The following is a 24,589-nucleotide window of genomic DNA, read 5'->3' as shown; positions in this document are numbered from 1 at the left end:
CATCAATATAGTTGTTCACATAACATAAGCTGTCAAATCAACATTGGTATGATATTAGTGGCCAAAAGACCATGCAATAAAACGGCTTAGCTTGCTTCCCTGCCCCATATCAACCACTTTGCACTGAGTTGCACCATAATAGTTGATACTAGTTTTAATGGGTTTTAAGTGAGCACTTTTGGAGACCAAACAGGTAAACCACTCTACGTTGTTTTTTGCCTGTACGCTTTCTTTAATCATGCGTTGAATAAAAGCCAACTCGCCGCCTTCACACCACAGCTCATTAGCTTGCCCCGCAAAATTCAAGTTTGCACCCTGCCTTTGGTAAGAAGCACTTTTGCCTTGCAGCTTGGATTTACGATCACCTAAACCTTGAACTTGATTATCGGTAAACTTTCCACCACTTCGCTTCTGCTTATTGCGAGTTAAATTGGATGTTTTTCTTCGTGTGCCAGACAGCGCCTCTTGGGCCGACTTATGAAACGGAGGGTTGCACATGGTAAAGGTAAATCGCTCGTTTTCTTCAATCACCCCATTAAAAATATGCGCACTATTCGTTTGTTTACGCACTTGGAATTTATCGGCTAACACGCTGTTTTTGCTAGCAATGACACTAGCGTTTTTTACAGCAGCTTCATCAACGTCACTACCTACGAACGACCAGTCATAGGATGTAACGCCGATAATAGGATAGATAGCATTTGCGCCCACGCCTATATCTAATCCACGAACGTTTTGACCTTGCCTGTTTTGCGCACTGCTTTCTGTTGTTTTTAGTAAATCAGCTATACCGTGAATATAATCGGCTCTACCAGGTACAGGCGGGCATAAGTAGCCATCGGGAATATCCCAATACTCAAGGCGGTAATAGTGACGAAGTAAGGCTGCATTAAGCACCTTCACTGCTTGTGAGTTAGTAAAATCAATACTGGTATTGCCACTTTTTGCCCGAACGAGATAAGGTTTAAGCGCTGGGTATGTCTGGCACAGCGCATCCATAGGATAGCCGTTCTTGTGGAGATTTTTTGGGTGCATGAAGCGCTACTTTTTGTGTGAAACTAAGAACTGGGATTGCACGTTTTCATCGAGCAACTGGGCACCGCTACCTTGGGCTGCCACTTTATCGTCGGTATTGTAAAGCCTACAGCGGTCTAATGACAAACACCCACAGCCAATACAGCCTTCAAGCGACGTCTTCAAACTTGTCAGCGCCGCAATTTTTGCTTCGATGTGCTGATTAAACACCGTGCTTAATTTTGCCCAATCAGCTTGTGTTGGCGTTCTGTTGTCTGGAAGTGTAGACAACAGACTCTTTATCTCAGCAAGGGAATACCCCATATTTTGCGCAATCAAAATAAAGGAAACTCTGCGAATGACAGAGCGAGGAAATGCTCTATTTCCGCCATTTGTGCGCACAGAAGGAATAAGCCCTTCGTTGGCATAATAGCGAATTAATGAAACAGCATTGCCAGTACGTTTAGCTATAAAGCCAATGCTTACCATAGGTTCTGGTGCCATGACGCCCCTTTCCAATTTCGAAATAGCGGGTAAAAATCGCTTGATCTAAAGTTAGCTTTAGATACTAAGCTGTTTTTCGTTGATTATCTATACAAGGAGAAACACATGACAACTGCATACTTAGAGCACACGAATATCACTGTTCAAGACCCGGATACATTAGCTAATTTGCTTTGCACACTGTTTGGTTGGAAAGTAAGGTGGAGCGGCGGCGCTAAAAATGACGGCTACACCGTACACGTAGGAAACGATAAGGACTATCTTGCGCTCTATAGACCTAAAACAATTAATGAGATAGACAGTGATTATAAAACTTTGGCCAATATTAATCATATCGGCATTGTTGTGCCCAATTTAGATGAGGCCGAACAACAGGTTCTTTCCCTAAATTTCGATACCTATAGCCATGGCAATTATGAGCCTGGTAGACGCTTTTACTTCATGGCACAGCAAAATATAGAAATTGAAGTAGTATCGTACTGCTAATTTATGAAGTCTACTTCCCCCTCAGGGGCGATTCAGAAAGGCATAATGAGATTATATTTTTGATAAAGCTGTGCGAGCACACCTTGCTCGCGCAAAGCTTCTAATCGTTCATCAAATGCGGTTTTAAGTGCCAAACCATGTTCAGTGAGCGCGAAAGACCAATATAATTTAAAACTGCCTAATTCAGATATCTCATATTCAGCGCGGTCGTCGCGCTCGTTTAAAGCGAGTTGCACCAAACTATCGGCTCCAACATAGAAGTCGATCTTTTTCATTGCTAGCAAAGTTAATCCCTTATACGAATCTTCAACTTCCAGTCCCATCGTCGCCTTTTCTAAATAGGGATAAAACACCATATCTTCATAACCAGAGCGGTAAGCGCCGAGTTTGTTATCAAAAGAATCTCGCGTTAGGGTATCTTGTATTCGGCTTACCATAACTACGGTCTCAATAAGTACAGGTCGCTCAGAATGATAAAGCATTTCAGTCTTGTGCATAGCACCTGTCATATCAATATTTCCTTGCAACACGTTCTTCACGCTACGTTTCCAAGGGTAATAGTGAATATCGACTATGTACTCTGGTTCTGGAAAAATTTTATGTACTAACTCGTTATAAAAGCCGCTTCCGTCGTAGTTTGTATAATCTTGCCAATAGTCAGTGCCCCACTTAATCGACGTTTGCGCAACAGAGTGGAAGCTTATAAACCCACAAAATAGCAAACAAGAACAAAGAGAAAATTTCATCAAGATATCCACTCAATTGATTTATATATACAAAGCGTAAATAACGTGTTAACGGTATAAAGAATAGCCAGTAAATACCAAAACATTCGTCAAAACAACGGAATGCATATGAAAAAAACCTTATTTCTTCTACTCACCCTTGTTGGTTTCAGTGTACAAGCCAATTCTGTGCTGTCGATGAAAGAAAGAAGTGCTTTAATTGATAATATTCTTGAACAGCGTTTCAGTGATGTACTCCCCCACATTATGGATAAAGAAGGCATCGACATGTGGGTGTTGATGTCACGAGAATACAATGAAGACCCTGTTTTAAAAACCATGCTGCCTTCAACCTGGATTTCCGCTCGACGCCATACCATGTTAGTCATTTATAACCCAGGCGATGGTCAACCGCTGGAACGTTTGGCCGTTGCAAGATATGCGGTAGGGTCACTATTTAAAAAAGCGTGGGATAAGGAAGCACAACCTAATCAGTGGAAAGCCTTGAAACACATCATAGAAGCCCGAAATCCCTCGAAAATAGCCATTAATACGTCAAATGCATTTGCTCTTGCAGATGGCATGACTGCTACCGAACACGAAAAGTTTATGGCTGTGCTCCCTAAAGAACTAAAAAACCGTGTAGTGAGTGGTGAGAAGCTTTCAATTGGTTGGTTAGAAACCCGAAGTGATCTGGAAATGCAGTATTATCCTGTTCTGGCCCAAATTGGTCACTCTCTTATAGCAACGGCATTCTCAAATGAAGTCATTACACCTAACGTAACCACTACTGATGATGTTGTTTGGTGGCTTCGAGATCAAACGCGCGTTTTAGGGCTCACCAATTGGTTTCATCCTACTGTTTCCATCCAAAGACAAGACAATGAAGTGTTTGATCAAATCAGCGCTTTCAGCAAGCGTCCTGGTGAAAACATTATTCGACCGGGCGACCTGATACACGTTGATTTTGGTATTACCTACTTGCGACTTAACACGGATCAACAGCAGCATGCTTACGTATTAAAACCTGATGAAAAAGACGCGCCGGCGTCACTTAAAAAAGCACTCAAATCCGGAAATCAGTTACAAGACATTCTGACCGGTAATTTTAAAGTAGGTAGAACGGGTAACACTATTTTGAGTATGTCGCGACAGCAGGCTATCGAGCAAGGTATCAAGCCCGCTATTTACACCCACCCGCTTGGTTTTCATGGACACGCGGCAGGTCCAACGATAGGAATGTGGGATGCGCAGCAAGGAGTACCAGTTCAAGGAGACTACCCAATGTTTGCACAAACGGCCTACTCTATAGAGCTTAATGCGGCGAGCTTTATTAAAGAGTGGGACAAAGAAATTAGAATTATGCTGGAAGAAGATGCATTTTTTGACGGTAAATCGGTAACCTATTTAGATGGTAGGCAAACTGAGTTTCATTTGATTCAGTCAGATGAAAAGCAATAAATAAGCGTATAGCTTCGTGCCTTTTTCAAAAAGTAAGAGTTATCGATTGGCAAGAAAAGCCAGTGTAGAAAAGGGATTTAGAAGTAAAATACGTAAAGTGTCAGGCCTTTCGCCTTTTCAAGCGAAAGGCCATGAAACTGTACAAAATATTAGCAGTAGGTTGCTATCCTAAAACGTGGTCTTATTCAGCTGCTGTGCGAACTACTACGTTTTCTGCGCTGTATTCACGAACAAAGTCAGACATTTCTTTGTGGTTACAGATGACGTTTTCACCTTCCAAACCAAACTTCGCTAGTGCTGCATCTTTACCTACAGAAAGTGCCTCTAGACACGCTTGTGAAGCAACATCTTTATTCTTTGCAACAAGTGCTACTGTTTTTGCGTTTTCAGTTGCCTTGTTGTTTTTGTACATGTAAGCGAAAGTGCGAAGCGACTCGCCGTTACAACGTACAGATGCACTGAATTCTTCAGCGTTAAAACCATTTGCTCGGATAAGGCGCAGAGCCGGGCCAAAACCTTCTTTAGCCGCAGTCAAACACGCTTGTGTTTCGATGTTGTCGTTAATTGGTTTCAGTACTACATCTTTTGCGAAAGATTGAGTAGCAGCAAGAGTTAGTGTTAAAGCAATAGCGAAAGTAGACAGTTTCATTTTTTGAATTCCTATTTTGTAACTAAATTAGATATCACCTAAGTGATGTGTACATTACGACCAAAATTTTCTAAATATAAAGCTATTTTCGTAATTTAATTACAGAAAGCAGGATTTAAACATACAGATCACGACAAAAATGAAATTAATTTACATAAAATAACAACATTTATATAAAAATTTACATATAAGTCTTTTTAGTTACAGGTTACCCATTAAGAGCGTACAAAAAAGCGCGCATGAAATTACTTTCAGCGCGCTTAATTCAAAAAATGATAGTGGGGTAATAGCCGTTATCAGCGTAACCTTAAATTTTTGACCTACAAAATGAGATCGTGCATCCAATTAAGTGATGGCAACTGCTGTTCTGGTTGGTAAAAGAGACGATTCAGCCTGCCCAACAAATTGACTGAACGACTAGGATCATGGGCTTTCACCCTGTGCTCACTTTCGGTAAGCATGAATTCCCAAGGCTGAAGATTAAGGTCGTCTACTTCTTCTTGCGTGACACCAAGTGACTTCAGCGTTGATAAAATGCGTTCCGTCTTACTTTCGATAATCGGGATAATCTCATTGCCATAGAGGTCATCGAGCGGTTTATTGATAGCTTCCAAAGTGTGATTTATCGCTGCCCATACCTCATCGTGATCAAACGCCCAGCCTCGGGGAGCATAGTAACCCTCTATTTCCCATTCAAATTCGGCATTACTCACCGCAATAGAACTTTCTGCTTCAGGAGAATAGGCTAGATCGGGTTTAGCGCCAATGTTGTAGGCGTCTACACTCATGGCAACGCAAATGATCAAGTCACCACAATGTTGCTTGTTTGTATAAAGCGCTTCAAATGCTGCACGCTTAACGCCCATCCAACCATGCACTTTTGAAGGTTGTTCGACAAAGTGTCTTACATCATCTGGCAGGTCTTCGCCATAGGCATTGATGAGCAGTGGAAGTGGGTTTTGATCAGGGGCTTCGTCCGGCATCCACACTTCGTATTCTTGTCGATTATCGGCTTTCCCGCGACTCTTAATTCCGTAGGACAAGTTCACGGGGCGGCAAATACTTCTATCTTCATCTACTTTATGAAAATACTCAGAGCGCATGCGCTTAATAAATGGAGCATCTAACCCTGCTAACGCAGCTGTTGGATAGCGATAGCCTATCTCGCTATGTTCAACCATGTGCAACGTTGGAATAGCTTGCGCTAGCTTACTTTTAAGCCCTGATAACGCGTTTACTTTTGGAAGAACGATACTTCTTTCTGGCTCAATAGTAAGTCTGCTTCCATCTTCGGTGACAAATTTGGGTGTTTTATGAAATTCATAATCTGAGAACCCTAATACACTCACCGCGGCGTTTCTATATTGAGAAAGCTCACTAAAAAGCGCAGTATGATTGCGAATATGCTTAAATAACGGTCTTGATTCGGTCATATTTACTTCCATTTCGGCTACTTCCGTTCTAATACCAGTGTCTATTGACCTAACTTTTTTGGTTTAAAAAGCGATGCCATATTTTTGCGCCCACATCATCGTACTCTTTTACAAGGTTACGGTAGCGCTCGCGCATCGCCACATCTATAAATGGTGAAGGCAATAAAGGGTCAAACACCAATTTATATAACGCTCTGTCTCCTATCACATAAGATTCTTTGGTGGCTTCTTCAAGGGGCAAAGTAGGCAATCGGGCAAGAGATTCCTCTATTTCAACGCATCCGTCTTTATAAAGCGCCTCTAGGTTTAGGTAGCTCCATAGTTTCATAGCCTTGGCTTGCGTTTGATTATCAAAATCGCTGGCACTAAACACAAGTGCTTTGCTCGATAGACCAAGAGTGTGAAGTTTGCCTCGCACCTCACCTATTCCACCTGCAAAATTGTTTGGCCTTATATACAAATCACTTGCAAGTTTCCTCATACCCACAAGTTTAAGTGCACGCTCAGCAGCCCTTAGCTGCTTTTTATCACTCTTAGGAAGGAAACTTGTTTGAGCGACAACCCAATCATTTTGCCAAGGTACAAGCCCATTCTCATCTTCTCGCCACTGATGTATTTCTTTAGCAAAGCAAATGCCTTTATCGCCTAGTTTGTAATAACCCCTCTCAACCAAAGTGATGAGCTTTGCAGACTGCAAGCGGGTTAGCGTTACGCGAATATTATTTTCAGAAATACCAAACAATGCACCTACTCGAACAGCTGCGCTGGCATTCATCTGAATATTGTCTCTTGAGCCTAATAACTTAAGCAGTAGCTTTCTTGCTACGGGCTTTTTCTCTTCTATTTGCTGCAAATTCTACTTACTTCTTCTTCAGAAAGGGCTTAAGCGCTTAATGAGGCCTCAACTACATCGATAGCTTAAATGGTTTAAGGCTAAGAACGCGCCCTCCCATAATTATATAAACACGCGCCATTCACAAACATTACATACTTTACTTATTTTAATATATTCATGTAATGTTTAAGCGTTATGATTTATTGTAGAGACATCAGACAAAGATACGTCTTACATATTTACTGAGCGGAAATGCCATGCCTTTGCCGAATCGATTCGTTACACATGTAGTAGAAAACCAGCCCACTATTCCTGCCCCCTACAATTTGTGGCGTGGTGATGCGTTGCTACGCGTATTTTTAAACCAGCACTTGCCGCCATCCCATCAGCATGATGAAGGTTTGTTAGACAAATATGGTCGACTCGCGGGTGACACACTTATGAACCATGGAGAGCTTGCGAATAAAAACAAGCCCGTTCTTCATACCTTTGATCGCTTTGGCCGTCGTACAGATAATGTAGAGTTTCATCCTAGCTATCACGCGCTTATGGAAAGTGCAATGGAACACAATGTGCACAACTATTCGTGGAAGCATGAAGGTATTGATGGAGCACATACCATCCGGGCAGCACTAATGTATATGCACTATCAAGCTGAATCTGGCACCTCTTGCCCCCTAACTATGACACACGCAGCGATCCCAGCCATGCGATATGGGAAAAGCTTACCGCCCTACTATCTAGATAAAACTATTAATGGCAAGTATGACCCTCGCGCCATTCCGGCAAGTCAGAAGCACGGACTGACGATAGGTATGGGGATGACTGAAAAGCAAGGGGGTTCAGATGTTAGGCGTAACACCACAAAAGCCTCTAAGCAAACTGATGGCAGTTACAGTATCGTTGGCCACAAGTTCTTTTTCTCAGCGCCCATGTGCGATGCGCATCTTATACTTGCGCAAGCTGAAGGCGGTTTAAGCTGCTTTTTGTTGCCAAGGGTGTTAGAAAACGGTGAACTGAATAACGTTCGAATTCAGCGCTTGAAAGACAAGTTAGGCGATTGGAGCAATGCCTCCTCTGAAGTTGAATTTCAGGACGCCACGGCATATTTGATTGGTGAAGAAGGTCGTGGCGTGTCGGTGATCATCGATATGGTGTCACTTACCCGGTTAGACTGCATGATAGGCTCATCTGCTCTAATGCGGCAATCACTGGTTCATGCCTTACACCACGTAAGTCAAAGGGATGCCTTCGGCAAAACGCTAATTAATCAGCCTTTAATGCAAAATGTACTGGCAGATCTAACGATAGAATGCGCAGCTGCTACCGCGCTTACAATGCGCGTTGCAAAAGCGGTAGATAGTGCACAGAATAATAGCCATGAAGCAGCATTGGCAAGGCTGGCCACCGCCATTGGGAAATACTGGGTTTGTAAACGTACGCCTATGTTTGTGAATGAAGCGCAAGAGTGTTTGGGTGGTATTGGCTACGTTGAAGAAAACCCTATGCCCAGATACTACCGCCAAGCCCCACTTAATTCTATTTGGGAAGGCAGTGGAAACGTGCAATGCCTGGATGTACTGCGCGCACTGGCGAGGGAGCCGAATGTTAAAGAGGCCCTGTTTAACGAACTTAAAACACAGGCAGGCAAAAATAAACACTACGATATTCACCTTAGTAAGCTATGTGACGAGCTATCCAATACCCAAAATATGGAAACGCGTAGCCGATATTTAACTGAGCAAATGGCGCTAGCGCTACAAGCCTGCACTCTTCTTGCTACGTCAGTCGATAACGACAACGCCCTGAGCGATATTGCCCACACATTCTGTGAATCGAGGCTAGGCAACGGAAGTGGTTTCGCTTTTGGTACACTGCCCGACACCACGACGTTTGAGGATATTATTTCGCTCGGGCGAGTTTCATACGGTTGAGCGCCATCGTAGGATTTCAGTTCAGATTTTAATAATTGAAATTGATTTTGTTCAATTTGACTTGAAGTTCTACGAGCACACTGGGCTTGCACTATCGTTCTGTATATGAAGCCTGACGCAAGGCCCTGTTCAGCCATAGGTGCAGCAAGCCCTAGGCGCAATGATTTGAAAGATAAAGACCTTTCGTCATTGCCGACCCCATTCTTTTCCCCCCATTTCGACCAACCGAGACGCGGCTCGTCTAAAGGAAAAGGCAAGATCATTGGCGGACGAAAATTGAGCAAGTGACACGCCAACGCGCCCTGTCGCAGACCACTCATAGTATTTCCCCTCTTTGGTGCGGATCATGGTCGTAGCAAAAGAACTCGAGTTTCCACCTTTGTCGTTGACAATTAATTCTCCATCGCCATCATTGCTTTCAACATGTGCTTCAAATTCGACAAACAACTCGTCGAGCGGGACTTGTGCTGTAAGCACCAAGCGGGTACGAGATTCATAACACGCATCAATGAGGGTTACGAACCGTCGCGCTTCGTTGAGGTGATTGGCGTCCAGTTGAGGGACGCGTTCCATAATGATGACCGGAAACCGGTAGCAGAGGGCAATATAGTCGGCCGCCCCGAGCGGTTGGTAGCACAAATCGGAGAAGTTAAACCAGGCGCACCGGTCATTCAATCGGGTGACCTTGACAGTCCGACCAAAGAGGACGGGAATGATCTCAGCCTCAGTTCCAGATGCATTGCCACCGAATATTTTTTCCAACTGCGCCTGTATGTTGTCATTAATCTTGCCATAAACATCTTCGTTCGACCAAAAATAAGATTGACCATCCGCTCGAGTTTCAAGTCGATAATCTACACTAGAGTTCTCCATAGAAATAATGTCGAATGTGTCTTTCAACATGTCGATGAATGGCAAAAAGAGAGAGCGGTTGATGCCGCCCTCGTACAGTGCCTCTGGGGCGCGATTGGAAGTGGCCACAACCACGACATTCAAATCCAACAACAACAAAAATAGTCGTTTTAAAATCATGGCATCGGCAACGTCCGTTACCTGAAATTCATCGAAACAGAGGAGTTGGGCTTCTTGTGCTAATTGTTGCGCAATGATGGGGAGCGCATCATCTCTTGGGTGCTTTTGTTTGTAGACAAAGATTCGATGATGGACTTCTAGCATAAATTCATGAAAGTGAACGCGGCGTTTGGTTATTTTTGCGTGGCTGTGGCTGTTCTTGTTACAGCTTTGATTTTCTTCAGGAGCATCAACCGACGCGTAAAAGAGATCCATCAAAAAGCTCTTGCCCACCCCGACCGGCCCATGAATGTATATACCTCGCGGTGGTGGACCAAAAGACCACAAATCGAACATCTTTCGAAAAAAGGACTGGGTAGATGCCAAGGTTCGCTCCAGTGAAAGTAACAGCGGACCGCTACTTGTAGAGCTGCTCTTTTTGGCTTTATGAGTGCACACTGGTACTGGCGGAAGCGAGGAAAGGGACTCATGCAGAGCATCGAGTTTTGCCGCCAGAGCAAATTGCGCGTCATCTTGTCGCAACTCCCCCGCATCCACCTTGTTTTCATATGCCACTGTTACTGGGCCTGTCGGGGAAGACCGCCGAACTACGCTATGTTGTGCTGCTTTATTATCCATCACCGTCTTCATCATGAACCTGATGAGTTTATCAACATGGTGCTTTGGTACGCTTGATTTCTATATGGGTATCAATTGATTTTGTAGTAAAGACTCAAGTTCAAGGTCTCAACTTGCAAGAGTAAAACATAACCATATGAATAATATTAATAAAATAGAATATTTATATTTTGTTTACTCTCTAAACAAAACATAAAACCACTTAAGTCGGATAACACATACCTCCACAAATACTAAATAACCTAAAAAGGATTAACCGAGTAACCTCGTTTGGCTAAGCGCGCATGGGCTGTCATGGCTGATAGGTCCATCTTTACGCCTTCTATCAAAGCGCCTTGTTCAACGCCATGGGCTGCAGCTGACTGGCCGCATACTATCACTTCAACGCCTTGTTTCATCAGTGCAGTAAGTAGCACTTCATTGCCGTTGGATTGCTCTTTGCGCTTTTTGAAGAACTCACTCTTTAACATTTCTTCTGTGGCTGAACCGTGAACCACAAGTGCAAGGGAAAGGTTGTCCTGTTTCACGCCGTTAGCTACATGCATGTTGATAAAACGTGCCAGCGACTCAAACTTGCGGTTAACCTCTCCTGTTTTTGCTGCTTTAGCTACGTCAAACGCAACCTTGAATGTCTCATCTTTAGCAAAACTAACGCCCTCCACGGGCGCATGTTTTCCAAAAGAACTAAACACTGGGCCATACTCAAAATCTGATTTTGCTGAAACCTGCCCCGTTATAAAAAATGACACTGCCAAAACAAGTGCCGCTTTGCTGTTCACTTTCGTCATACTCATTTTCATATTCCTTGAGCTTTAACGCGCAGGTAGCACTGTTTTATATACTTCGAACGTCATGTCGCTTACATCGCTACCCGCATCTTCGATTTTGCTGTTGGTATAATAAAGCTCATCGTTATAAATACTAAAGGTATCAGCCCAGCTCACCACATCGCCTTTCACAAGTGTGCGAAGGTCGAGACTCGGTGTAAGGTACTGCACCTCTTGCTTTTCCAGGTCAGCTAAATAGACATTGCCTTCGTGATAAATCATGCCATCTGGCGCACCTGTTGTAGCGACTTTTCGCACTTTTTTAGCCACTTCCTCATTCGATGCTTTCTTTATATCAGAGGTATTAATGGCATATAGTGAATACCCCGACAAAGCATGGAAATATAATGTGTCATTCAACGTATCTAACGCGATGCCGTCTGATTGAACGGTCATGTTGAAGGGTTTACCTTGAATGTTTAACGACTCTACCTCAGCTTTTGTGGTTTCGTGATTATCTAAAATGCGATAGCTGGTATTGTCATCGAGGTTATAAACCACTAAACCCGCGTGTGCCGAATCCGTCATGTATATACGATTCGTGTTCTCGTCTACGCGTAAATCGTTAATGTAGGAATCAGAGTGATATGCATCTTCACTGAGGATCAAAGTTGCTTCGATTTCGTTTGAAGCTAAGTCAACGACAAACAAACGAGGCGCACCAACTACCCCACTAAACTTAGGATTTCGAGTATCTAAAACATACAGCTTGTCTTTGTGGGCAACCACTGACTGCACGGCCAAAAAGCAATCCTTTCTTACCTCGCTTTGCGCTACACACTCGTTTGTTTCAGTATTGGGGTATGCAACAAACTCTCCGTTATCGGTAATCTGAGCCACAGAAAATCTCACGCCGTCTCGCCAATTGGGCGCGTTCACAAATACTCGCCCATCGTTACTTACCGTTACACCAGTAATTTGTGTGCCTTTAATGTCACCGACCAATTCAACTTGAGAATCCTGTGCGTCGTTTGCTGCTGCGCTTACAGAAAAAACTGCCGCCATGACAGTGGCAGTTAACGTGCGCTTCACTTGCTTAATATGCATATCCTTTACCCTTTAAGTCTTTTCTTTAAACATAGCCGCTCGCTTACTGTAAACATTCAAGCGTGCGCTTTGGCATGCATATAAGAAAACGAGTAAGCAGCATTTAATAACAATGCATACGGTTTAAATACCTTAGCAGAGCACAATTCAACGACGAGTGACGACAATTCAGCGAATTACGTTCAGTGAGCAGAAGGCTGTAGCTTATCGTCAACCCGTTAAGTGTTAATTCAGATCTAAAATAGGGTATTCTGTCGTTAAAGTGAGAAATAGTTAAACTTTTCTGCTGACGGAGCATCCTTTTAACAGCAGTAATTTAGAGAGGATTTGTTATGCGAAGTAGCACTTCAACAAAATGTCACAGAGGCTTTTGGAAACAGAAGTATGATATTAAGTCAGCCTTGTTGTCGTTGTTAAGTTTAGCGTTAGTTGTTGGATGCGCCAGCAAACCTCAAATCAGCGTAGATGACACGCAAAACTTTGCAGACATTAAAACGTTTTATATTCAAGCGCCACTAAACCCTGTTAACGAAACTCTCGCTAACCATTTGTCTTCAACCATAACTGAGCGTTTGATTACAAAAGGCCTAACGCCAACAACAGAGAACGACGCCGATGTGTCAGTAGGTTATCTTCCATCTACGACCACAAAAGAAGATGGAACCACGTTAAATTTAGGATTGGGTACAGGAACCTTTGGGCGCTCTGGTGGCATTTCTCTCGGCAGTATATTCAGCATACCCGTGGGCGAGCAAACCTCTTTCCAACAAGGTCTTCAAATAGATATAGTAAAAGATGGAAAGTTTATTTATAGCGCATCGGGTAGCGTTGAACTCGAGTCTAAAGACAGTATTAGTATTCAAAACAAGCTTGATGAACTGGTAACAAGCTTGCTTGAACAGTATCCAGCAAGAGTTGCTCAGAACTAGCGAAACAGGTTTATCAAAGTTGAGCTCTCCCCTGTTTTTTAAAACAAGTGCTGAGAACACTATAACGTTTGCAAAAAAGCGCCGTACAGGCGCTTTTAGTTTGTTAAACATGGTCTACATTAGCTGTGCTGACGTTGCTTTTTGCCACGTTTCTTTTTCATATTATCGAACTTTTCAAGCTGCTCATCGGTTAGAATATCCGCGACTTTCATGCGAAGTTCAGCACGCTTAAGAAAACGTGCTTTTACTTTTTCAGCTTTTTGCTCTGCAATCGCATTAACCTTTTCTTGATAGTCAGCGTCATCAGGGTTTAGGCCCGCTAGAGCATTCATTTTTCTGCGCTTACCTTCTTCACCCATTTCGGCTCTTTTAGCCTGACGCTCAGCTTTAAGCTCCTCTTTCAATGTTTCAAACTGCACTATTTGCTCGTTAGTTAGATCAAGTACTCTTTCCATTTTATGCAAAGGCAGGAAATCTCCACCTCTACGTTCATCTGAATTCTTACCACCTGCGTAAGCAGTGGTTGCGATACATGCACTTAATAAAACACCGGTAATTAATTTTTTCATCTTAATCTTCCTACTTGTTTTGCCATGTTTATGCATGACGTTAAAAAATATTGTTGTTTCATCAACGGAATTAAGTATGCGTGAATCAATCGATAAGTAGGGTTAAGCTAGTGTAAAGTTCGGTAAAGTTGAAAAACACTGCAGTGAATAGGGGTAATATTCGGGCATGGAAAATGACAAAATAAACGTTTTACTCGTCGACGATGACAAAGACTTATGTGCCCTACTCCAAGAATTTTTAGAAGGGGACGGATTTCGTGTTGATGCCATTCACAGCGGCGATGAAGCGATAAAAACACTACTCAACACCGATCAGTACGACACCGTAGTGCTAGATATTATGTTGCCCGGTACGTCGGGCCTTGATGTGTTGAAATCAGTAAGAGCCGAAAAGCAAACCCCTATTTTAATGCTGACAGGTCGTGGTGATGACATAGACCGAATTGTAGGCCTTGAATTAGGTGCTGATGATTACCTACCTAAGCCTTGTAACCCAAGAGAGCTTGGCGCTCGTATTCGCGCTATCATCCGAAGAACACAGTACTTAAAAGCAACGCCTTCCGCTTCGCCAAGCGAACTACATGGTATCCATTTAGATATCGGCGCACGCCAGGTCACCGTTAATGGGAAATCCGTTGCGTTAACGGGGGCTGAGTTCAACGCTCTTAGCTACCTGATGGAGCGTGTGGGGCAAACCATTTCCAAGCAGGAGATGACGCAAGAAGTATTGAAACGTCCATTGGAAGCCTATGATAGAGCAATGGATGTTCACGTTAGCAGAATTCGCCAGAAGCTCTCAGCCGCTGGGGTTACTAACGTTATTCAATCTGTCCGCGGTGTTGGCTATCAAATGCTAACCGTACCTCAGCAATCAGAATAGAGGACAGTCATGGTTATTGGCAACACTAAATGGCCAGCTTTAAAAGCTAACTTGGGGTTCAAACGCTTGTTCTGGCGAATTTTTGTTGCTTTTTGGATAGCCAGCTTAGCGGTCATGGCGGCAACTGGCTACGTCTTAGTAAACGAATATACCTCAAGTAACTATACTAAACGTTTTTTTGACGATGCGACCAATCAGGCAGAAAGAATTGTATGGCGATACGAGCATGAAACGTTTACAAAAGGCAGGGCGAGAAACGAGATTAAAGAGTGGATCAAACGAAGAAACGGACGAGAAAAACAGCTGATCCCTATGTTAATAACCTCGGTAGATGGCGATACAATTTATCACTACCGCATGAATAAAACGCCTGACGACCAACGGGTCACACGTGAAATCTATGGCCCTTCAAACACGCAATACATCGTTCAGTTTAGACAACCGCAAACACCGCGAATCTACAAACAAGTATTAAGCCGCTTTCAGTCAGTGCAGTTTGTATTTATATTTTTAGCCTCGGCATTAGTAAGTGCCCTACTTAGTTGGAGCATTGTAAAACCGATTAAGTATTTAGGCGCCTTTAGTCGACAATACGCGAACGACCAAACAGCGTTGCAGGTTCCCTCTCAGCTACTTTCTCGTGGCGACGAACTCAGTGATTTAGCAGCCGATATAAATTTCATGGTTCGTAAAACCGCTGATGCTATAGAGGCACAGAAAAGGTTATTACACGACGTATCCCATGAATTGCGCGCGCCACTAGCTCGGCTTCAAACGTCAGCAGCAATCATCGAACAGCATCAACCAGGTAACAAACACGTTCTGCAAATACATAGTGACTGCCACCGAATGGACCAACTCATTCAGCAAATTTTAAACTTCTCAACGCTGGAGCAAACACCGCAGGCAGCAGAACCATGTGATGTGATTGCATTATGCAATCGTGTTTTGGATGATATGGCTATTAACTATCCAGGTATTCCGACTTCACTAGACTTTGACAAGTCCCGTAAAAATATTGCCATAATAAACGGCTTTCCCGAAGCGCTGCACCAGGCGTTAGACAACATCGTAGGTAACGCGTGTAAGTACTCCGACAAAGGGCAACCAGTATCTGTAAGGGTTTCTTCGGATACCAATAATGTTGTCATCGTTGTTGAAGACAATGGCGTGGGCGTAGATAACAATGAAATTAAAAAGTTGATGCAGCCATTTTACCGAGCAGGAAATCAGATGCATACCGAGGGCTTTGGACTGGGTTTAACCATAGCGCTAAAAGCAGTGGAAAAGCATGGCGGAACACTCACCATGCAAAGCCCGAAACGAGGCGGACTAAGGGTTGAAATTACAATACCTAAAGACGCGCCCTCTTGATTGTGAAGCGCGTTTTAATGAAATGAGGCGCATAAAAAGAGAGGGCTAAATTCATTTAAGAGATGTACAATTTCTTTTTGCACAATTTTACTGACATAACCAAGTAACTAGTTGCCAAAAATAGAGGAAGTCGATGCAAATTAGCGTTATGCTTGGCTGCATGAAGAAGCGCAGATTAACATAATGGCAACGCAGCAGCCGCTTTCCGTCCAGCAAAACCTTACCATTAGGTTATTGCGTGTATTAAGGTATAACAAAGCACGTATTGAACGTGCGCTTACACTTATGCCAGAAAAGCACAAGCCACTTTTTCATGTGCTTCCATTTCTAGTTCACGTAAATCACGAGGCACTTCCGGGTTATATTGCCCCGCTATCGTCGGGCGAGACCGTTCCTTTTGGCATCAGTAACTACTCTTTTAGGCCTGATATCGAAAAGGCACTTTTACGATGTTTCCCCTCCGAGAGTTATCTTTTTTCTGATATCAAGCAGATCTGGCCGAGGCAACGGGCTATAGAATCACTCGTCCTAATGGGGAGTGTGGGCACGATTGCGCAAACTGATGACTCAGATTTCGATTTTTGGGTGTGCATTGAAGGTAATCGCTTTTCAGATACAGAGCTTTCCTTACTACAAGAAAAGCTTACGGCTATTGAAAAATGGGCGGACAACATCTTTGGCATTGAAGTGCACTTCTTTTTATCTGAGATAAATAAAGTAAAGGAAAATGACTTCGGTATTGCTGAAGGTGAAAGCGCAGGCTCTGCACAAGCACTGTTTTTAAAAGCCGAATTTTACAACACCAATATTGTAGTAGCGGGCAAAGCCCCCTTCTGGTGGCTTACACCAGAAAAAACCACAGAAAAACAATACCAGGCCATTTATAACAGTTTGGAAAAAGGCGGCTCACCTGATTTAGACTGGTTTATGGATTTAGGTCACTTAGAAAAACTCGATGCCAGCGAGCTGTTTGGTGCAGCCATTTGGCAGTTGGGGAAAGCAATGGATTCTCCATTCAAGTCGGTTTTAAAAATGGCAAAGCTTGAAGTCTACTTGGCCAACATTTCCCATGGGCAGCCGCTCTGTAACCTACTAAAAAAACACGTTCACCGGGGTGCTGAAGCGCCGGGTCGGGTCGCAGACATAGATCCATACGCATTAATGTTTGATGAACTTATTACCCACTATAAAGCCAACGGACAGCCCGAGGACATTGGGATACTGCAGCAATGCTTATATTTAAAATGCGCATGCCCCTTAAGCCAACCCCTTTTCGAGGGAGAAAAGCCAAACTTTAAACGCAAAATTTTAGCGTCCTATGCAAGACAGTGGGGATGGAGCCGAAAACAGATACTGCATCTAGACAATCAACAGGATTGGGCGTTTAGTGAGCGTGTGCAGCTTAGTCGCCGTGTCCATAGCTTTCTTTTAAAATGCTACCGACGCATTTCTAAGGAACTCAGCGACCACCAGCAAGTGATGGATGAAAAAGACATGACCGTCTTGGGCAGGCGCTTAAGTACCTATTACGCAAAAAAAGAAGATAAAATAGAATTTCTTCGGCGTGCCTTCGATGAAAGCCTTTATTGTGAAAAAATCACAATTGCCATGCGCCAGCTTAAAAACGGTGATGAGGTATGGTCTGCCTACGCCGGTGATTTGTTAAGTAAATCCGGCATCATTGACGAAGCACAAAAAATATCCCAAGCGCCTAGTGCGATTGCGCTAATGGTATGGCTGGTATCAAGTAAAATTATCGATACCAGCAGTAAGGTTTATTTAGACTATAACTATGGCGAAGTAAGTGAATTAGATCTTAACGATCTCTTAAAGCATTTGTGCAAGTATTTCCCGCCCGTTAAAGTATCATCGCTTCCCCGCAACGACCTACTCGCGCCCGAGCGTATAACCGCAACCTTCGCTATCGTAAATTTCCCGACTTTACGTCAAAAAGCCACGGTTGAAGATGTAGCTGTTATATATAAAACGTCTTGGGGCGAAACCTTTTTAAAATTCGGCAATGATGTTTTAGATACATTATGGTACGACCTTCAAGAAGTGTCACCCAAGCCGGTTTGCTACGTCATGGTACCAAGGGGAAATCAACAAGCGCGTATCCTAGGCGAATTTTTAGAGTCAAACGACCTTAACTTTAACGTCCTTTACTAAAAAGAACCACACGCTTCTTTTGCAACACGTCGCCGCCCCCAAGCCGTTGCCTTAGTTTATTTCTCTTATTTTTTTAAGGCACATACCTGCTCAAAAATACGAAAGCACTGAACGAACTCCTCTTCCCTTACAAAAAGGGTTTAAAAAACACACAAAAAAACTTGCGCTTTAGAATTACAAGTGTAATCTAAATACATCGACTACAACTGTAATCATTAAATTAGATATTGTCACTATGAGTAAAATGTCAGACAAACCTGAAATTTCAAACGCCGAATTTGAAGTACTAGACGTACTGTGGGACGACCACCCCGCTACATCAAGTGAAGTGGTTTCACGGTTAAACGATAAGAAAGATTGGCATGAAAAAACCGTAAAAACACTATTGGGTCGCTTGGTGAAAAAGGAAGTATTAGGCTTTGAAAAACAGCAGCGCCAGTACCTTTATTACCCGCTTATTGCTCGCGAAGATTATACAAAGAAAGAAACGACAAGTTTTGTAAGTCGATTATTTAAAGGAAAAATCGCGCCTATGGTTGCTGGGTTTGCGAATCAAAACTCGCTGTCTAAACAAGATGTGAACGAGCTTAAAGCGCTTATAAAAGAGTGGGAAAAAAATAATGATTGATTGGATTATCGCTCAACAAGGCATTTTGTCACTGACGCTCATTTTACTCATTGTCTCTGAACACTTTTTTACATCTAGATTAGGTACCTCGTTAACGTATAAGCTATGGGCGCTGATACCAGGTTGCCTGATAGTTAACAACCTTCCACTGTCGATGGTTAGCATTCCATCAAATAGCTTTGCCCGCTATGTAGTCGGCGTTAAACCAACAGCGGACACTATTGCAATTGAAACCTGGTTTACTCTTTGGGCGGTAGGTGCAAGCATTATCACTGCCTATGTTTTAGTACATCATTTTGCAACATGGACTTCGATAGGGAAACGACGCGCAATCCACACTAATGCCTACTATTCCAGTAAAGCAGCCACCCCTATGCTGTTTGGCTTCATCGCGCCCAAAGTGCTTATTCCCTTTTCATTTAAAAGCACGTTTTCACAGCAGCAACAGGCACTGGTATTGGAACATGAAGCCGTCCATCGTAAACATTGTGACCACCTGTGGAATACGCTAGCACTCGCTATTGCCATTCTATTTTGGTTTAACCCACTAGTTTGGCTTGCGCTTAAGTCTTTCAGAATAAACCAAGAACTGGCTTGTGATCATGCTGTACTAAAAAACAAGACAGAGAAGGAAAAACTCACCTATGCAAAAGCACTTGTGCAGTGTGCCGAGCATTGTTCACGCACTATAACTTTGTACCCAACCTTTGGAGAAAAGACGACTATGATCAAACGTTTAAATGCTATAAAGCAACCAATGAGCAGCAATAAAGTGCTGGCAGCGAGCGTACTTTCTGTTGCCGCATTACTAACTATTAATACCGCGTTGGCCAATGTGCCACCACCGCCAAAAGCTGAAGCCAACATGGATAAATCGAAAGTTAATGAAGCATCCCCAGTTAAACGCGTTCCGCCAATCTACCCAGAAAAAGCAGCGAAAAATGATTTGGAAGGCTTTGTCGTGCTGTCTTTTGATATCACTGAAACAGGCACAACAGATAATGTAAAAGTGGTTGAATCTCAGCCAGCTGGCGTGTTTGATAAAAGTGCTAAAGTGGCATTAAAACAGTGGGAATATAAACCACGCATTCAAGGTGGCAAAGGCGTCAGACAGACTGGGCTTCTCGTCCAATTAGACTATCAACTGGGCTCGCAACTTGATACAACAAATGCTGAAAAGAACGCCACTCCTGATGTAGAGCGTATAATTATTCCGCCTAAAACAAAGTAAATAAGGCCGAAAATCTGTCAGAATATTAAAAGGAGCGCACCGCTCCTTTTAGTGTTTTGTTTTACGCTGAAGTTTTAAATCCACCGTTATAAAAATCTATACTTATTCTTACTTTAATACAGTTAGCCAAATTAGTATCATTTTAACCCCGCAATATGATGGTGAGTATGGAAACTCTCAATGCAAGCTTCTAGAGCAACAGTCTATTTATTTACGGTGTTAAGCCTCATCCCTCTAGCAATATTTAGTTTATTTGGTTTTTATTTAAACAATGACATTTATTTTCAGATTGATACTCTCGCTCTCTGTTGCTTTGTATTTTGTCTCTTAGTACTTTTTAGTTATTGCAAGAGGTTTGTATTTACGGCTTTTGTAATATGCATGCTGACAAGCTTAACGGTCTTTGCTTCAGCATCCAGAGAGTATTTTGATTTTTACGGACTCTACATTAGTTTTGAATCGCTCAAGCTTTATCGAGAGCTATTTTTAGCGATCAAAAATTTCAACAGCATACCAGCTCTAATCTTCATAATGTGCATCTGTGCACTTGGCGTTCTCCTTCATAAAACATTGTTTAAAAAATTACATCGCTTCTCGTGGATTAAGGGTACTTTAACGTTTTTGATACCTTTTATTATTGGGTTGTTTTTAGTCAGCATTCACACAACACGAAATGATACTAATAAACTGCTTAACCTAACGAGTAACGAAAGAAGAGACGTAGAGTTTGAAAACCCACTAATGTACTTTTTTAGAAGTACGCCCATAGCGCTATGGTTAGTACCAGAGTCAGAGGATAATGCCGCAGAAAATAAAGCGAAGGTAATAGCAAAAGCACTTAGAAAAAAAACGCTCGTCGAACTACCAGAAGAGTATAGCTCGCAAAATTTTGACCATCTTATATTAGAGTATCCAGGGCTTAAGCATAAAAACAGTAATGTAAACCCCTTAACGTTTTATCCGTCAACTCCATTGACGCAAAGTTTACCTAATAAGAAGAATGTAATACTTATTGTATTAGAGAGCGCTCGATTTAAAGAATTATCGAAAGACATTGACGTGCTCCAATAGATTCACACACCCAGTTAAGAGATAATTATCTCAACTGGAGTGTATATGAAAACCCGAAAAAGCTACTCGAAAGAATTCAAACTGGATGCGGTGAGTCTGGTTACAGAACAAAATTACAAGATTACTGAGGCTGCTCGCAGTCTTGGTATCAGTGCCAATATGTTAGGCCGCTGGCTTAAAGAGCAAGAATCAGAAGGGGCTCACGCATTTCGTGGCAATGGTAAGTTGACGCCCGAGCAGGAAGAAATTCGCCAACTGCGAGCAGAGAATAAGCGCCTGAAAATGGAGAAAGAGATCTTAAAAAAGGCAACGGTCTTCTTTGCCAAAGAAACCAAGTAAAATACGGTTTCATCACCCAACATAAGAAGACCTGGCCGATTAGCCTGATGTGCGAGATTCTTGGTGTCAGTCGCTGTAATTACTATAGTGCCGTGCGACGCAAGGAACACATTGAACCGGATCCGCAACATGATGAGTTAATTGAGTGGGTACAGAAAGTAGCAGATGCCAGTGACTTTACCTATGGCGTAAGACGTATGAAACGCGCGTTGAATTCGCTTGGTTATCCGGTTGGAAAACAGCGAACGAGAGCCTTGATGAAAGAAGCTGGAGTGAGCGTCAGACGACGTAGAAAATACAAAGTCACGACTAACAGCGACCATCAGCAACCTGTCTTCGATAACGTGCTGTCACGCGACTTTGATGCTCAAAAGCCAGACCAGGCGTATGTCTCTGACATTACCTACATCTGGACGCAAGAAGGCTGGCTGTATCTGGCCGTAGTGATTGACTTATTCTCACGAAAAATCGTGGGCTGGAGTATGGCATCGCGGATGAATGCCCAGCTTGTGTGTGATGCCTTAACGATGGCTTTGTGGCAACGTAAACCTAAAGTGGGCCTGATACATCATTCGGATCGCGGCTCTCAATACGCAAGCCGACAATTTAGACAGTTACTGACGCAATACAAGGTAACAGGTAGCATGAGCAGGAAAGGTGATTGTTGGGACAATGCCGTCGTAGAAAGCTTCTTCGGCACATTGAAACAAGAGCGAGTGCAGTGGCGTCACTACCAGAGTCGCCGTGCTGCCCAGCAGGATATTCTGCAATACATCACTATGTTTTATAACAGTCAGCGAATGCACTCATATCTGGATTACAAGAGTCCAAATCAATATGAGGCTGACATGGCTAACTTACAAAAAGCGGCTTAACTGGGTTGTGTGATTTTGGTTGACCACGTCACATAACTCCTAATCTACTTGAGATTGCAAACGAGTCTTTTTGGTTTACGAATAATTATGCTACCTCTAGAGCTACCATTAAGTCTGAGCAAGCTATTTTATGTAGTTCTATAGATGGAAACCTTCTTACACCTTTTGCACGCTCCGAAGGTGTTTATCGCGGAAAGTGTTTACCACACATATTGAAAAAGCATGGTTACACAACGTCTTGGTTTCATGGCAACACAATAGAATTTTACAATAGAGAAGTTTTTCATCCCTCGCTAGGCTTTAATAACATTTACTCAAAAGAATCATTTGAACGTGATGGTTACAGTGACGCGCAAGATATTGGATGGGGTGTTCCTGATCCTATTCTTTATAATACTGCTTTAGACTATTTTGATGAGCAATCGCGCCCTTTTTTCACTGAAATATTAACCCTTACGAACCATCAACCATTTAACTGGGATTACAAAGGGTTTAAATTTCCAGCTCATCTAAAAGAATTAGACGACGATATCTACAGTAATTATCAACGCTCTCTTTATTACGCAGATGTTGCTCTCGGAGATTTTTGGCACAAACTCAAACAAAAACCGTTTTACAGCCAGTCGGTCATCGTAATAACAGGTGACCACGGAGTACCTTACTACCCAGAAGATACCGTTTTACCCAGAGAGCAATTTGAGGTTTTATTCAAAGTCCCTATGCTAATTCATGTCCCTAACTCGATGCCGCGCCAAATCGACGCAGCGAGGAGTCATTTAGATATTGCACCAACTTTGCTTTCTCTTTTAAATATCAATGAGGAGAACTCTTTTCTTGGGCGCCCCCTAATAGGCAGTAAAGCTAACGATGAAAAACGACCAATATTTCTGATGAACATGGATAGTTATGGCTTTATTTACGGAGCGACAAAGTGTTTTCCAAAAGCAGATATGTGCTCTAACGGCTCTAGCTGCCTTAATGAAAAGCGCTTTTCATGTGCAATTGATTCTTCAGAAGATGTTAAAGCGATAGAGCAATCTGCACACCTCATGAAATATTTAAAACTCAAAACTCTAGCCGCTTTCATAGAGTAAAAGAATAGCCAAAACCTTATACAGCTAAAACTAATTTGTCTTAATAATGTGATGGATTTTTTTATGCGTGTTGGTAAGCGCTCTTTACAATTTCTCTACAGTAATTGAAGCATCATTAGGATAGAATGTTAGCATTTACCAACTAACCCATGCTCGTTTTACAAAGTTTAATTGGCAATATGTATACCGTATAGACAATTTACATCAGTGTTGAGGGAGCTAATGTCAAGGAAACTTACTATGAACCGTTTCGCTTTAGCACCTGCGGTGCTTGCTCTTACAGTCTTTACAACAAACGCAAACGCCAATATAGACCAGCTTAAAGGTCTTTTAGGCGATAAAAAAGCTGACTCAACGGTTACTACTAGTAGCCTGACTGAAATGGCGACTCGCGCTGCGTCTGGTATCGACCTATCTAGCTTGGTTGGCACAGTTTCTGATAATCTCAATGTATCTGAAACCCAGTCAGAAGGCGGTATTGCCTCTATTATGAACTATGTTCAAGGTAACCTTTCTAGTGGTGACTACGCGCAGCTGGCAAACAGTATTCCTGGCATTGATGGCCTACTTGAAAATGTGCCTTCACTTAGCAGCGATACGGCTGCTAGTTCTAGCTCGTCACTATCAGGCTTGCTCAATAAAGCCTCTGAATATAGCTCTACACTTAAATCTGTAAATGATTTGAAGCAACAGTTTGAAGCGCTTGGCCTGTCAACTGATATGATTGCCAGCTTTGCCACTCAAATTAGCTCGTACTTAAATGTAAATGCCGATGAAGAAACCCAAGCACTCTTCAAATCTGGCCTAGATAATTTGCTAGCGGCTCTGTAGTCTATCGAAAGCGTATTGATATATGCAGCCTTGC

23 protein-coding genes are annotated in these 24,589 nt (G+C 42.7%); 13 read left to right on the top strand and 10 right to left on the bottom strand.

The window, feature by feature from the left end; translation table 11 throughout:
- Positions 1-54: 54 nt before the first annotated feature.
- Positions 55-1,035, bottom strand: coding sequence for a 23S rRNA (adenine(1618)-N(6))-methyltransferase RlmF (gene rlmF, locus V7R55_RS02260; RefSeq protein WP_334056962.1), 981 nt, complete (start codon positions 1,033-1,035; stop codon positions 55-57).
- Between the two features lie 6 nt (positions 1,036-1,041).
- Complete coding sequence (gene soxR / locus V7R55_RS02255) at positions 1,042-1,518, bottom strand: redox-sensitive transcriptional activator SoxR (protein WP_014977126.1); 477 nt, start codon at positions 1,516-1,518, stop codon at positions 1,042-1,044.
- A 105-nt stretch (positions 1,519-1,623) separates the two neighbouring features.
- Here soxR and V7R55_RS02250 point away from each other — a divergent pair, with 105 nt between their 5' ends.
- Complete coding sequence (locus tag V7R55_RS02250; protein ID WP_334056960.1) at positions 1,624-2,004, top strand: VOC family protein; 381 nt, start codon at positions 1,624-1,626, stop codon at positions 2,002-2,004.
- A gap of 32 nt (positions 2,005-2,036) precedes the next feature.
- Here V7R55_RS02250 and V7R55_RS02245 read toward each other — a convergent pair whose 3' ends face one another.
- A complete protein-coding gene (locus tag V7R55_RS02245; RefSeq protein ID WP_334056958.1) occupies positions 2,037-2,750 on the bottom strand; it encodes a substrate-binding periplasmic protein in 714 nt (237 codons plus the stop codon).
- 102 nt (positions 2,751-2,852) lie between these two features.
- Here V7R55_RS02245 and V7R55_RS02240 point away from each other — a divergent pair, with 102 nt between their 5' ends.
- Positions 2,853-4,190 (top strand): M24 family metallopeptidase, encoded by a 1,338-nt coding sequence (locus tag V7R55_RS02240; protein ID WP_438823564.1) that lies wholly within the window; start codon positions 2,853-2,855, stop codon positions 4,188-4,190.
- A 181-nt stretch (positions 4,191-4,371) separates the two neighbouring features.
- Here V7R55_RS02240 and V7R55_RS02235 read toward each other — a convergent pair whose 3' ends face one another.
- The 3 genes from V7R55_RS02235 to V7R55_RS02225 all read right to left on the bottom strand — a co-directional run bounded on the left by V7R55_RS02235 (position 4,372) and on the right by V7R55_RS02225 (position 7,125).
- Positions 4,372-4,839 (bottom strand): DUF3718 domain-containing protein, encoded by a 468-nt coding sequence (locus V7R55_RS02235; RefSeq protein ID WP_334056954.1) that lies wholly within the window; start codon positions 4,837-4,839, stop codon positions 4,372-4,374.
- Positions 4,840-5,159: 320 nt separating this feature from the next.
- Positions 5,160-6,272: a hypothetical protein gene (locus V7R55_RS02230; RefSeq protein ID WP_334056952.1), complete on the bottom strand. Its 1,113-nt coding sequence runs from the start codon at positions 6,270-6,272 to the stop codon at positions 5,160-5,162.
- A gap of 49 nt (positions 6,273-6,321) precedes the next feature.
- A complete protein-coding gene (locus tag V7R55_RS02225) occupies positions 6,322-7,125 on the bottom strand; it encodes a PaaX family transcriptional regulator (protein ID WP_334056950.1) in 804 nt (267 codons plus the stop codon).
- Between the two features lie 239 nt (positions 7,126-7,364).
- Here V7R55_RS02225 and V7R55_RS02220 point away from each other — a divergent pair, with 239 nt between their 5' ends.
- Complete coding sequence (locus tag V7R55_RS02220) at positions 7,365-9,041, top strand: acyl-CoA dehydrogenase family protein (RefSeq protein WP_334056948.1); 1,677 nt, start codon at positions 7,365-7,367, stop codon at positions 9,039-9,041.
- A 186-nt stretch (positions 9,042-9,227) separates the two neighbouring features.
- On the opposite strand, the gene zapE is transcribed toward V7R55_RS02220, so the two are convergent.
- From zapE to V7R55_RS02205, 3 genes are all read right to left on the bottom strand, one after another.
- Complete coding sequence (gene zapE / locus V7R55_RS02215; RefSeq protein WP_334056946.1) at positions 9,228-10,691, bottom strand: cell division protein ZapE; 1,464 nt, start codon at positions 10,689-10,691, stop codon at positions 9,228-9,230.
- A gap of 242 nt (positions 10,692-10,933) precedes the next feature.
- A complete protein-coding gene (locus V7R55_RS02210) occupies positions 10,934-11,485 on the bottom strand; it encodes a DsrE family protein (protein WP_334056945.1) in 552 nt (183 codons plus the stop codon).
- An 18-nt stretch (positions 11,486-11,503) separates the two neighbouring features.
- Positions 11,504-12,565: an L-dopachrome tautomerase-related protein gene (locus V7R55_RS02205; protein WP_334056943.1), complete on the bottom strand. Its 1,062-nt coding sequence runs from the start codon at positions 12,563-12,565 to the stop codon at positions 11,504-11,506.
- 332 nt (positions 12,566-12,897) lie between these two features.
- Here V7R55_RS02205 and V7R55_RS02200 point away from each other — a divergent pair, with 332 nt between their 5' ends.
- A complete protein-coding gene (locus V7R55_RS02200) occupies positions 12,898-13,494 on the top strand; it encodes a DUF4136 domain-containing protein (protein ID WP_334056941.1) in 597 nt (198 codons plus the stop codon).
- A 119-nt stretch (positions 13,495-13,613) separates the two neighbouring features.
- Here the strand turns inward: V7R55_RS02200 and V7R55_RS02195 are convergent, their stop codons facing one another.
- Positions 13,614-14,063 carry a Spy/CpxP family protein refolding chaperone gene (locus tag V7R55_RS02195; protein ID WP_334056939.1) on the bottom strand — a complete coding sequence of 150 codons (450 nt, stop codon included), beginning with the start codon at positions 14,061-14,063 and terminating at the stop codon, positions 13,614-13,616.
- Between the two features lie 166 nt (positions 14,064-14,229).
- Between V7R55_RS02195 and V7R55_RS02190 the strand changes: the two genes are divergently transcribed.
- The 9 genes from V7R55_RS02190 to V7R55_RS02150 all read left to right on the top strand — a co-directional run bounded on the left by V7R55_RS02190 (position 14,230) and on the right by V7R55_RS02150 (position 24,555).
- A complete protein-coding gene (locus V7R55_RS02190; RefSeq protein ID WP_334056937.1) occupies positions 14,230-14,943 on the top strand; it encodes a response regulator transcription factor in 714 nt (237 codons plus the stop codon).
- Between the two features lie 9 nt (positions 14,944-14,952).
- Positions 14,953-16,317 carry a HAMP domain-containing sensor histidine kinase gene (locus V7R55_RS02185; RefSeq protein WP_334056935.1) on the top strand — a complete coding sequence of 455 codons (1,365 nt, stop codon included), beginning with the start codon at positions 14,953-14,955 and terminating at the stop codon, positions 16,315-16,317.
- Positions 16,318-16,500: 183 nt separating this feature from the next.
- Positions 16,501-18,486 (top strand): class I adenylate cyclase, encoded by a 1,986-nt coding sequence (locus V7R55_RS02180; protein ID WP_334056933.1) that lies wholly within the window; start codon positions 16,501-16,503, stop codon positions 18,484-18,486.
- A 235-nt stretch (positions 18,487-18,721) separates the two neighbouring features.
- Entirely contained in the window at positions 18,722-19,114 is a 393-nt protein-coding gene (locus V7R55_RS02175; RefSeq protein WP_334056931.1) for a BlaI/MecI/CopY family transcriptional regulator, read from the top strand.
- Positions 19,107-20,345, top strand: coding sequence for a M56 family metallopeptidase (locus tag V7R55_RS02170; RefSeq protein WP_334056929.1), 1,239 nt, complete (start codon positions 19,107-19,109; stop codon positions 20,343-20,345). Before V7R55_RS02175 ends, V7R55_RS02170 begins: the two co-directional genes overlap by 8 nt.
- A gap of 180 nt (positions 20,346-20,525) precedes the next feature.
- Complete coding sequence (locus V7R55_RS02165) at positions 20,526-21,416, top strand: hypothetical protein (RefSeq protein WP_334056927.1); 891 nt, start codon at positions 20,526-20,528, stop codon at positions 21,414-21,416.
- 45 nt (positions 21,417-21,461) lie between these two features.
- Positions 21,462-22,630, top strand: a protein-coding gene (locus tag V7R55_RS02160; RefSeq protein ID WP_085929700.1) for an IS3-like element ISAma1 family transposase whose coding sequence is annotated in 2 segments (ribosomal slippage) — positions 21,462-21,711 and positions 21,711-22,630 — 1,170 coding nt in all. Because the reading frame shifts where the segments join, the coding sequence is not laid out codon by codon here.
- Positions 22,631-22,662: 32 nt separating this feature from the next.
- Positions 22,663-23,724, top strand: a complete 1,062-nt coding sequence (locus tag V7R55_RS02155; RefSeq protein WP_334057138.1) for an LTA synthase family protein — start codon at positions 22,663-22,665, stop codon at positions 23,722-23,724.
- A 240-nt stretch (positions 23,725-23,964) separates the two neighbouring features.
- Positions 23,965-24,555 (top strand): DUF2780 domain-containing protein, encoded by a 591-nt coding sequence (locus tag V7R55_RS02150; protein WP_334056925.1) that lies wholly within the window; start codon positions 23,965-23,967, stop codon positions 24,553-24,555.
- Positions 24,556-24,589: the final 34 nt, after the last annotated feature.

Origin of the sequence: Alteromonas sp. S005, from assembly GCF_036864475.1 — a bacterium.
Taxonomy (GTDB): Bacteria; Pseudomonadota; Gammaproteobacteria; order Enterobacterales; family Alteromonadaceae; genus Alteromonas.
This window is presented reverse-complemented; position numbering and strand designations above follow the sequence as displayed.

Excerpts from the sequence above, each read along its gene's own strand:
- rlmF (WP_334056962.1), bottom strand. The coding sequence starts at position 1,035 with ATGCACCCAAAAAATCTCCACAAGAACGGCTATCCTATGGATGCGCTG.
- soxR (WP_014977126.1), bottom strand. The coding sequence starts at position 1,518 with ATGGCACCAGAACCTATGGTAAGCATTGGCTTTATAGCTAAACGTACT.
- V7R55_RS02250 (WP_334056960.1), top strand. The coding sequence starts at position 1,624 with ATGACAACTGCATACTTAGAGCACACGAATATCACTGTTCAAGACCCG.
- V7R55_RS02245 (WP_334056958.1), bottom strand. The coding sequence starts at position 2,750 with ATGAAATTTTCTCTTTGTTCTTGTTTGCTATTTTGTGGGTTTATAAGC.
- V7R55_RS02240 (WP_438823564.1), top strand. The coding sequence starts at position 2,853 with ATGCATATGAAAAAAACCTTATTTCTTCTACTCACCCTTGTTGGTTTC.
- V7R55_RS02235 (WP_334056954.1), bottom strand. The coding sequence starts at position 4,839 with ATGAAACTGTCTACTTTCGCTATTGCTTTAACACTAACTCTTGCTGCT.
- V7R55_RS02230 (WP_334056952.1), bottom strand. The coding sequence starts at position 6,272 with ATGACCGAATCAAGACCGTTATTTAAGCATATTCGCAATCATACTGCG.
- V7R55_RS02220 (WP_334056948.1), top strand. The coding sequence starts at position 7,365 with ATGCCTTTGCCGAATCGATTCGTTACACATGTAGTAGAAAACCAGCCC.
- zapE (WP_334056946.1), bottom strand. The coding sequence starts at position 10,691 with ATGGATAATAAAGCAGCACAACATAGCGTAGTTCGGCGGTCTTCCCCG.
- V7R55_RS02210 (WP_334056945.1), bottom strand. The coding sequence starts at position 11,485 with ATGAGTATGACGAAAGTGAACAGCAAAGCGGCACTTGTTTTGGCAGTG.
- V7R55_RS02205 (WP_334056943.1), bottom strand. The coding sequence starts at position 12,565 with ATGCATATTAAGCAAGTGAAGCGCACGTTAACTGCCACTGTCATGGCG.
- V7R55_RS02200 (WP_334056941.1), top strand. The coding sequence starts at position 12,898 with ATGCGAAGTAGCACTTCAACAAAATGTCACAGAGGCTTTTGGAAACAG.
- V7R55_RS02195 (WP_334056939.1), bottom strand. The coding sequence starts at position 14,063 with ATGAAAAAATTAATTACCGGTGTTTTATTAAGTGCATGTATCGCAACC.
- V7R55_RS02190 (WP_334056937.1), top strand. The coding sequence starts at position 14,230 with ATGGAAAATGACAAAATAAACGTTTTACTCGTCGACGATGACAAAGAC.
- V7R55_RS02185 (WP_334056935.1), top strand. The coding sequence starts at position 14,953 with ATGGTTATTGGCAACACTAAATGGCCAGCTTTAAAAGCTAACTTGGGG.
- V7R55_RS02180 (WP_334056933.1), top strand. The coding sequence starts at position 16,501 with ATGGCAACGCAGCAGCCGCTTTCCGTCCAGCAAAACCTTACCATTAGG.
- V7R55_RS02175 (WP_334056931.1), top strand. The coding sequence starts at position 18,722 with ATGAGTAAAATGTCAGACAAACCTGAAATTTCAAACGCCGAATTTGAA.
- V7R55_RS02170 (WP_334056929.1), top strand. The coding sequence starts at position 19,107 with ATGATTGATTGGATTATCGCTCAACAAGGCATTTTGTCACTGACGCTC.
- V7R55_RS02165 (WP_334056927.1), top strand. The coding sequence starts at position 20,526 with ATGCAAGCTTCTAGAGCAACAGTCTATTTATTTACGGTGTTAAGCCTC.
- V7R55_RS02150 (WP_334056925.1), top strand. The coding sequence starts at position 23,965 with ATGAACCGTTTCGCTTTAGCACCTGCGGTGCTTGCTCTTACAGTCTTT.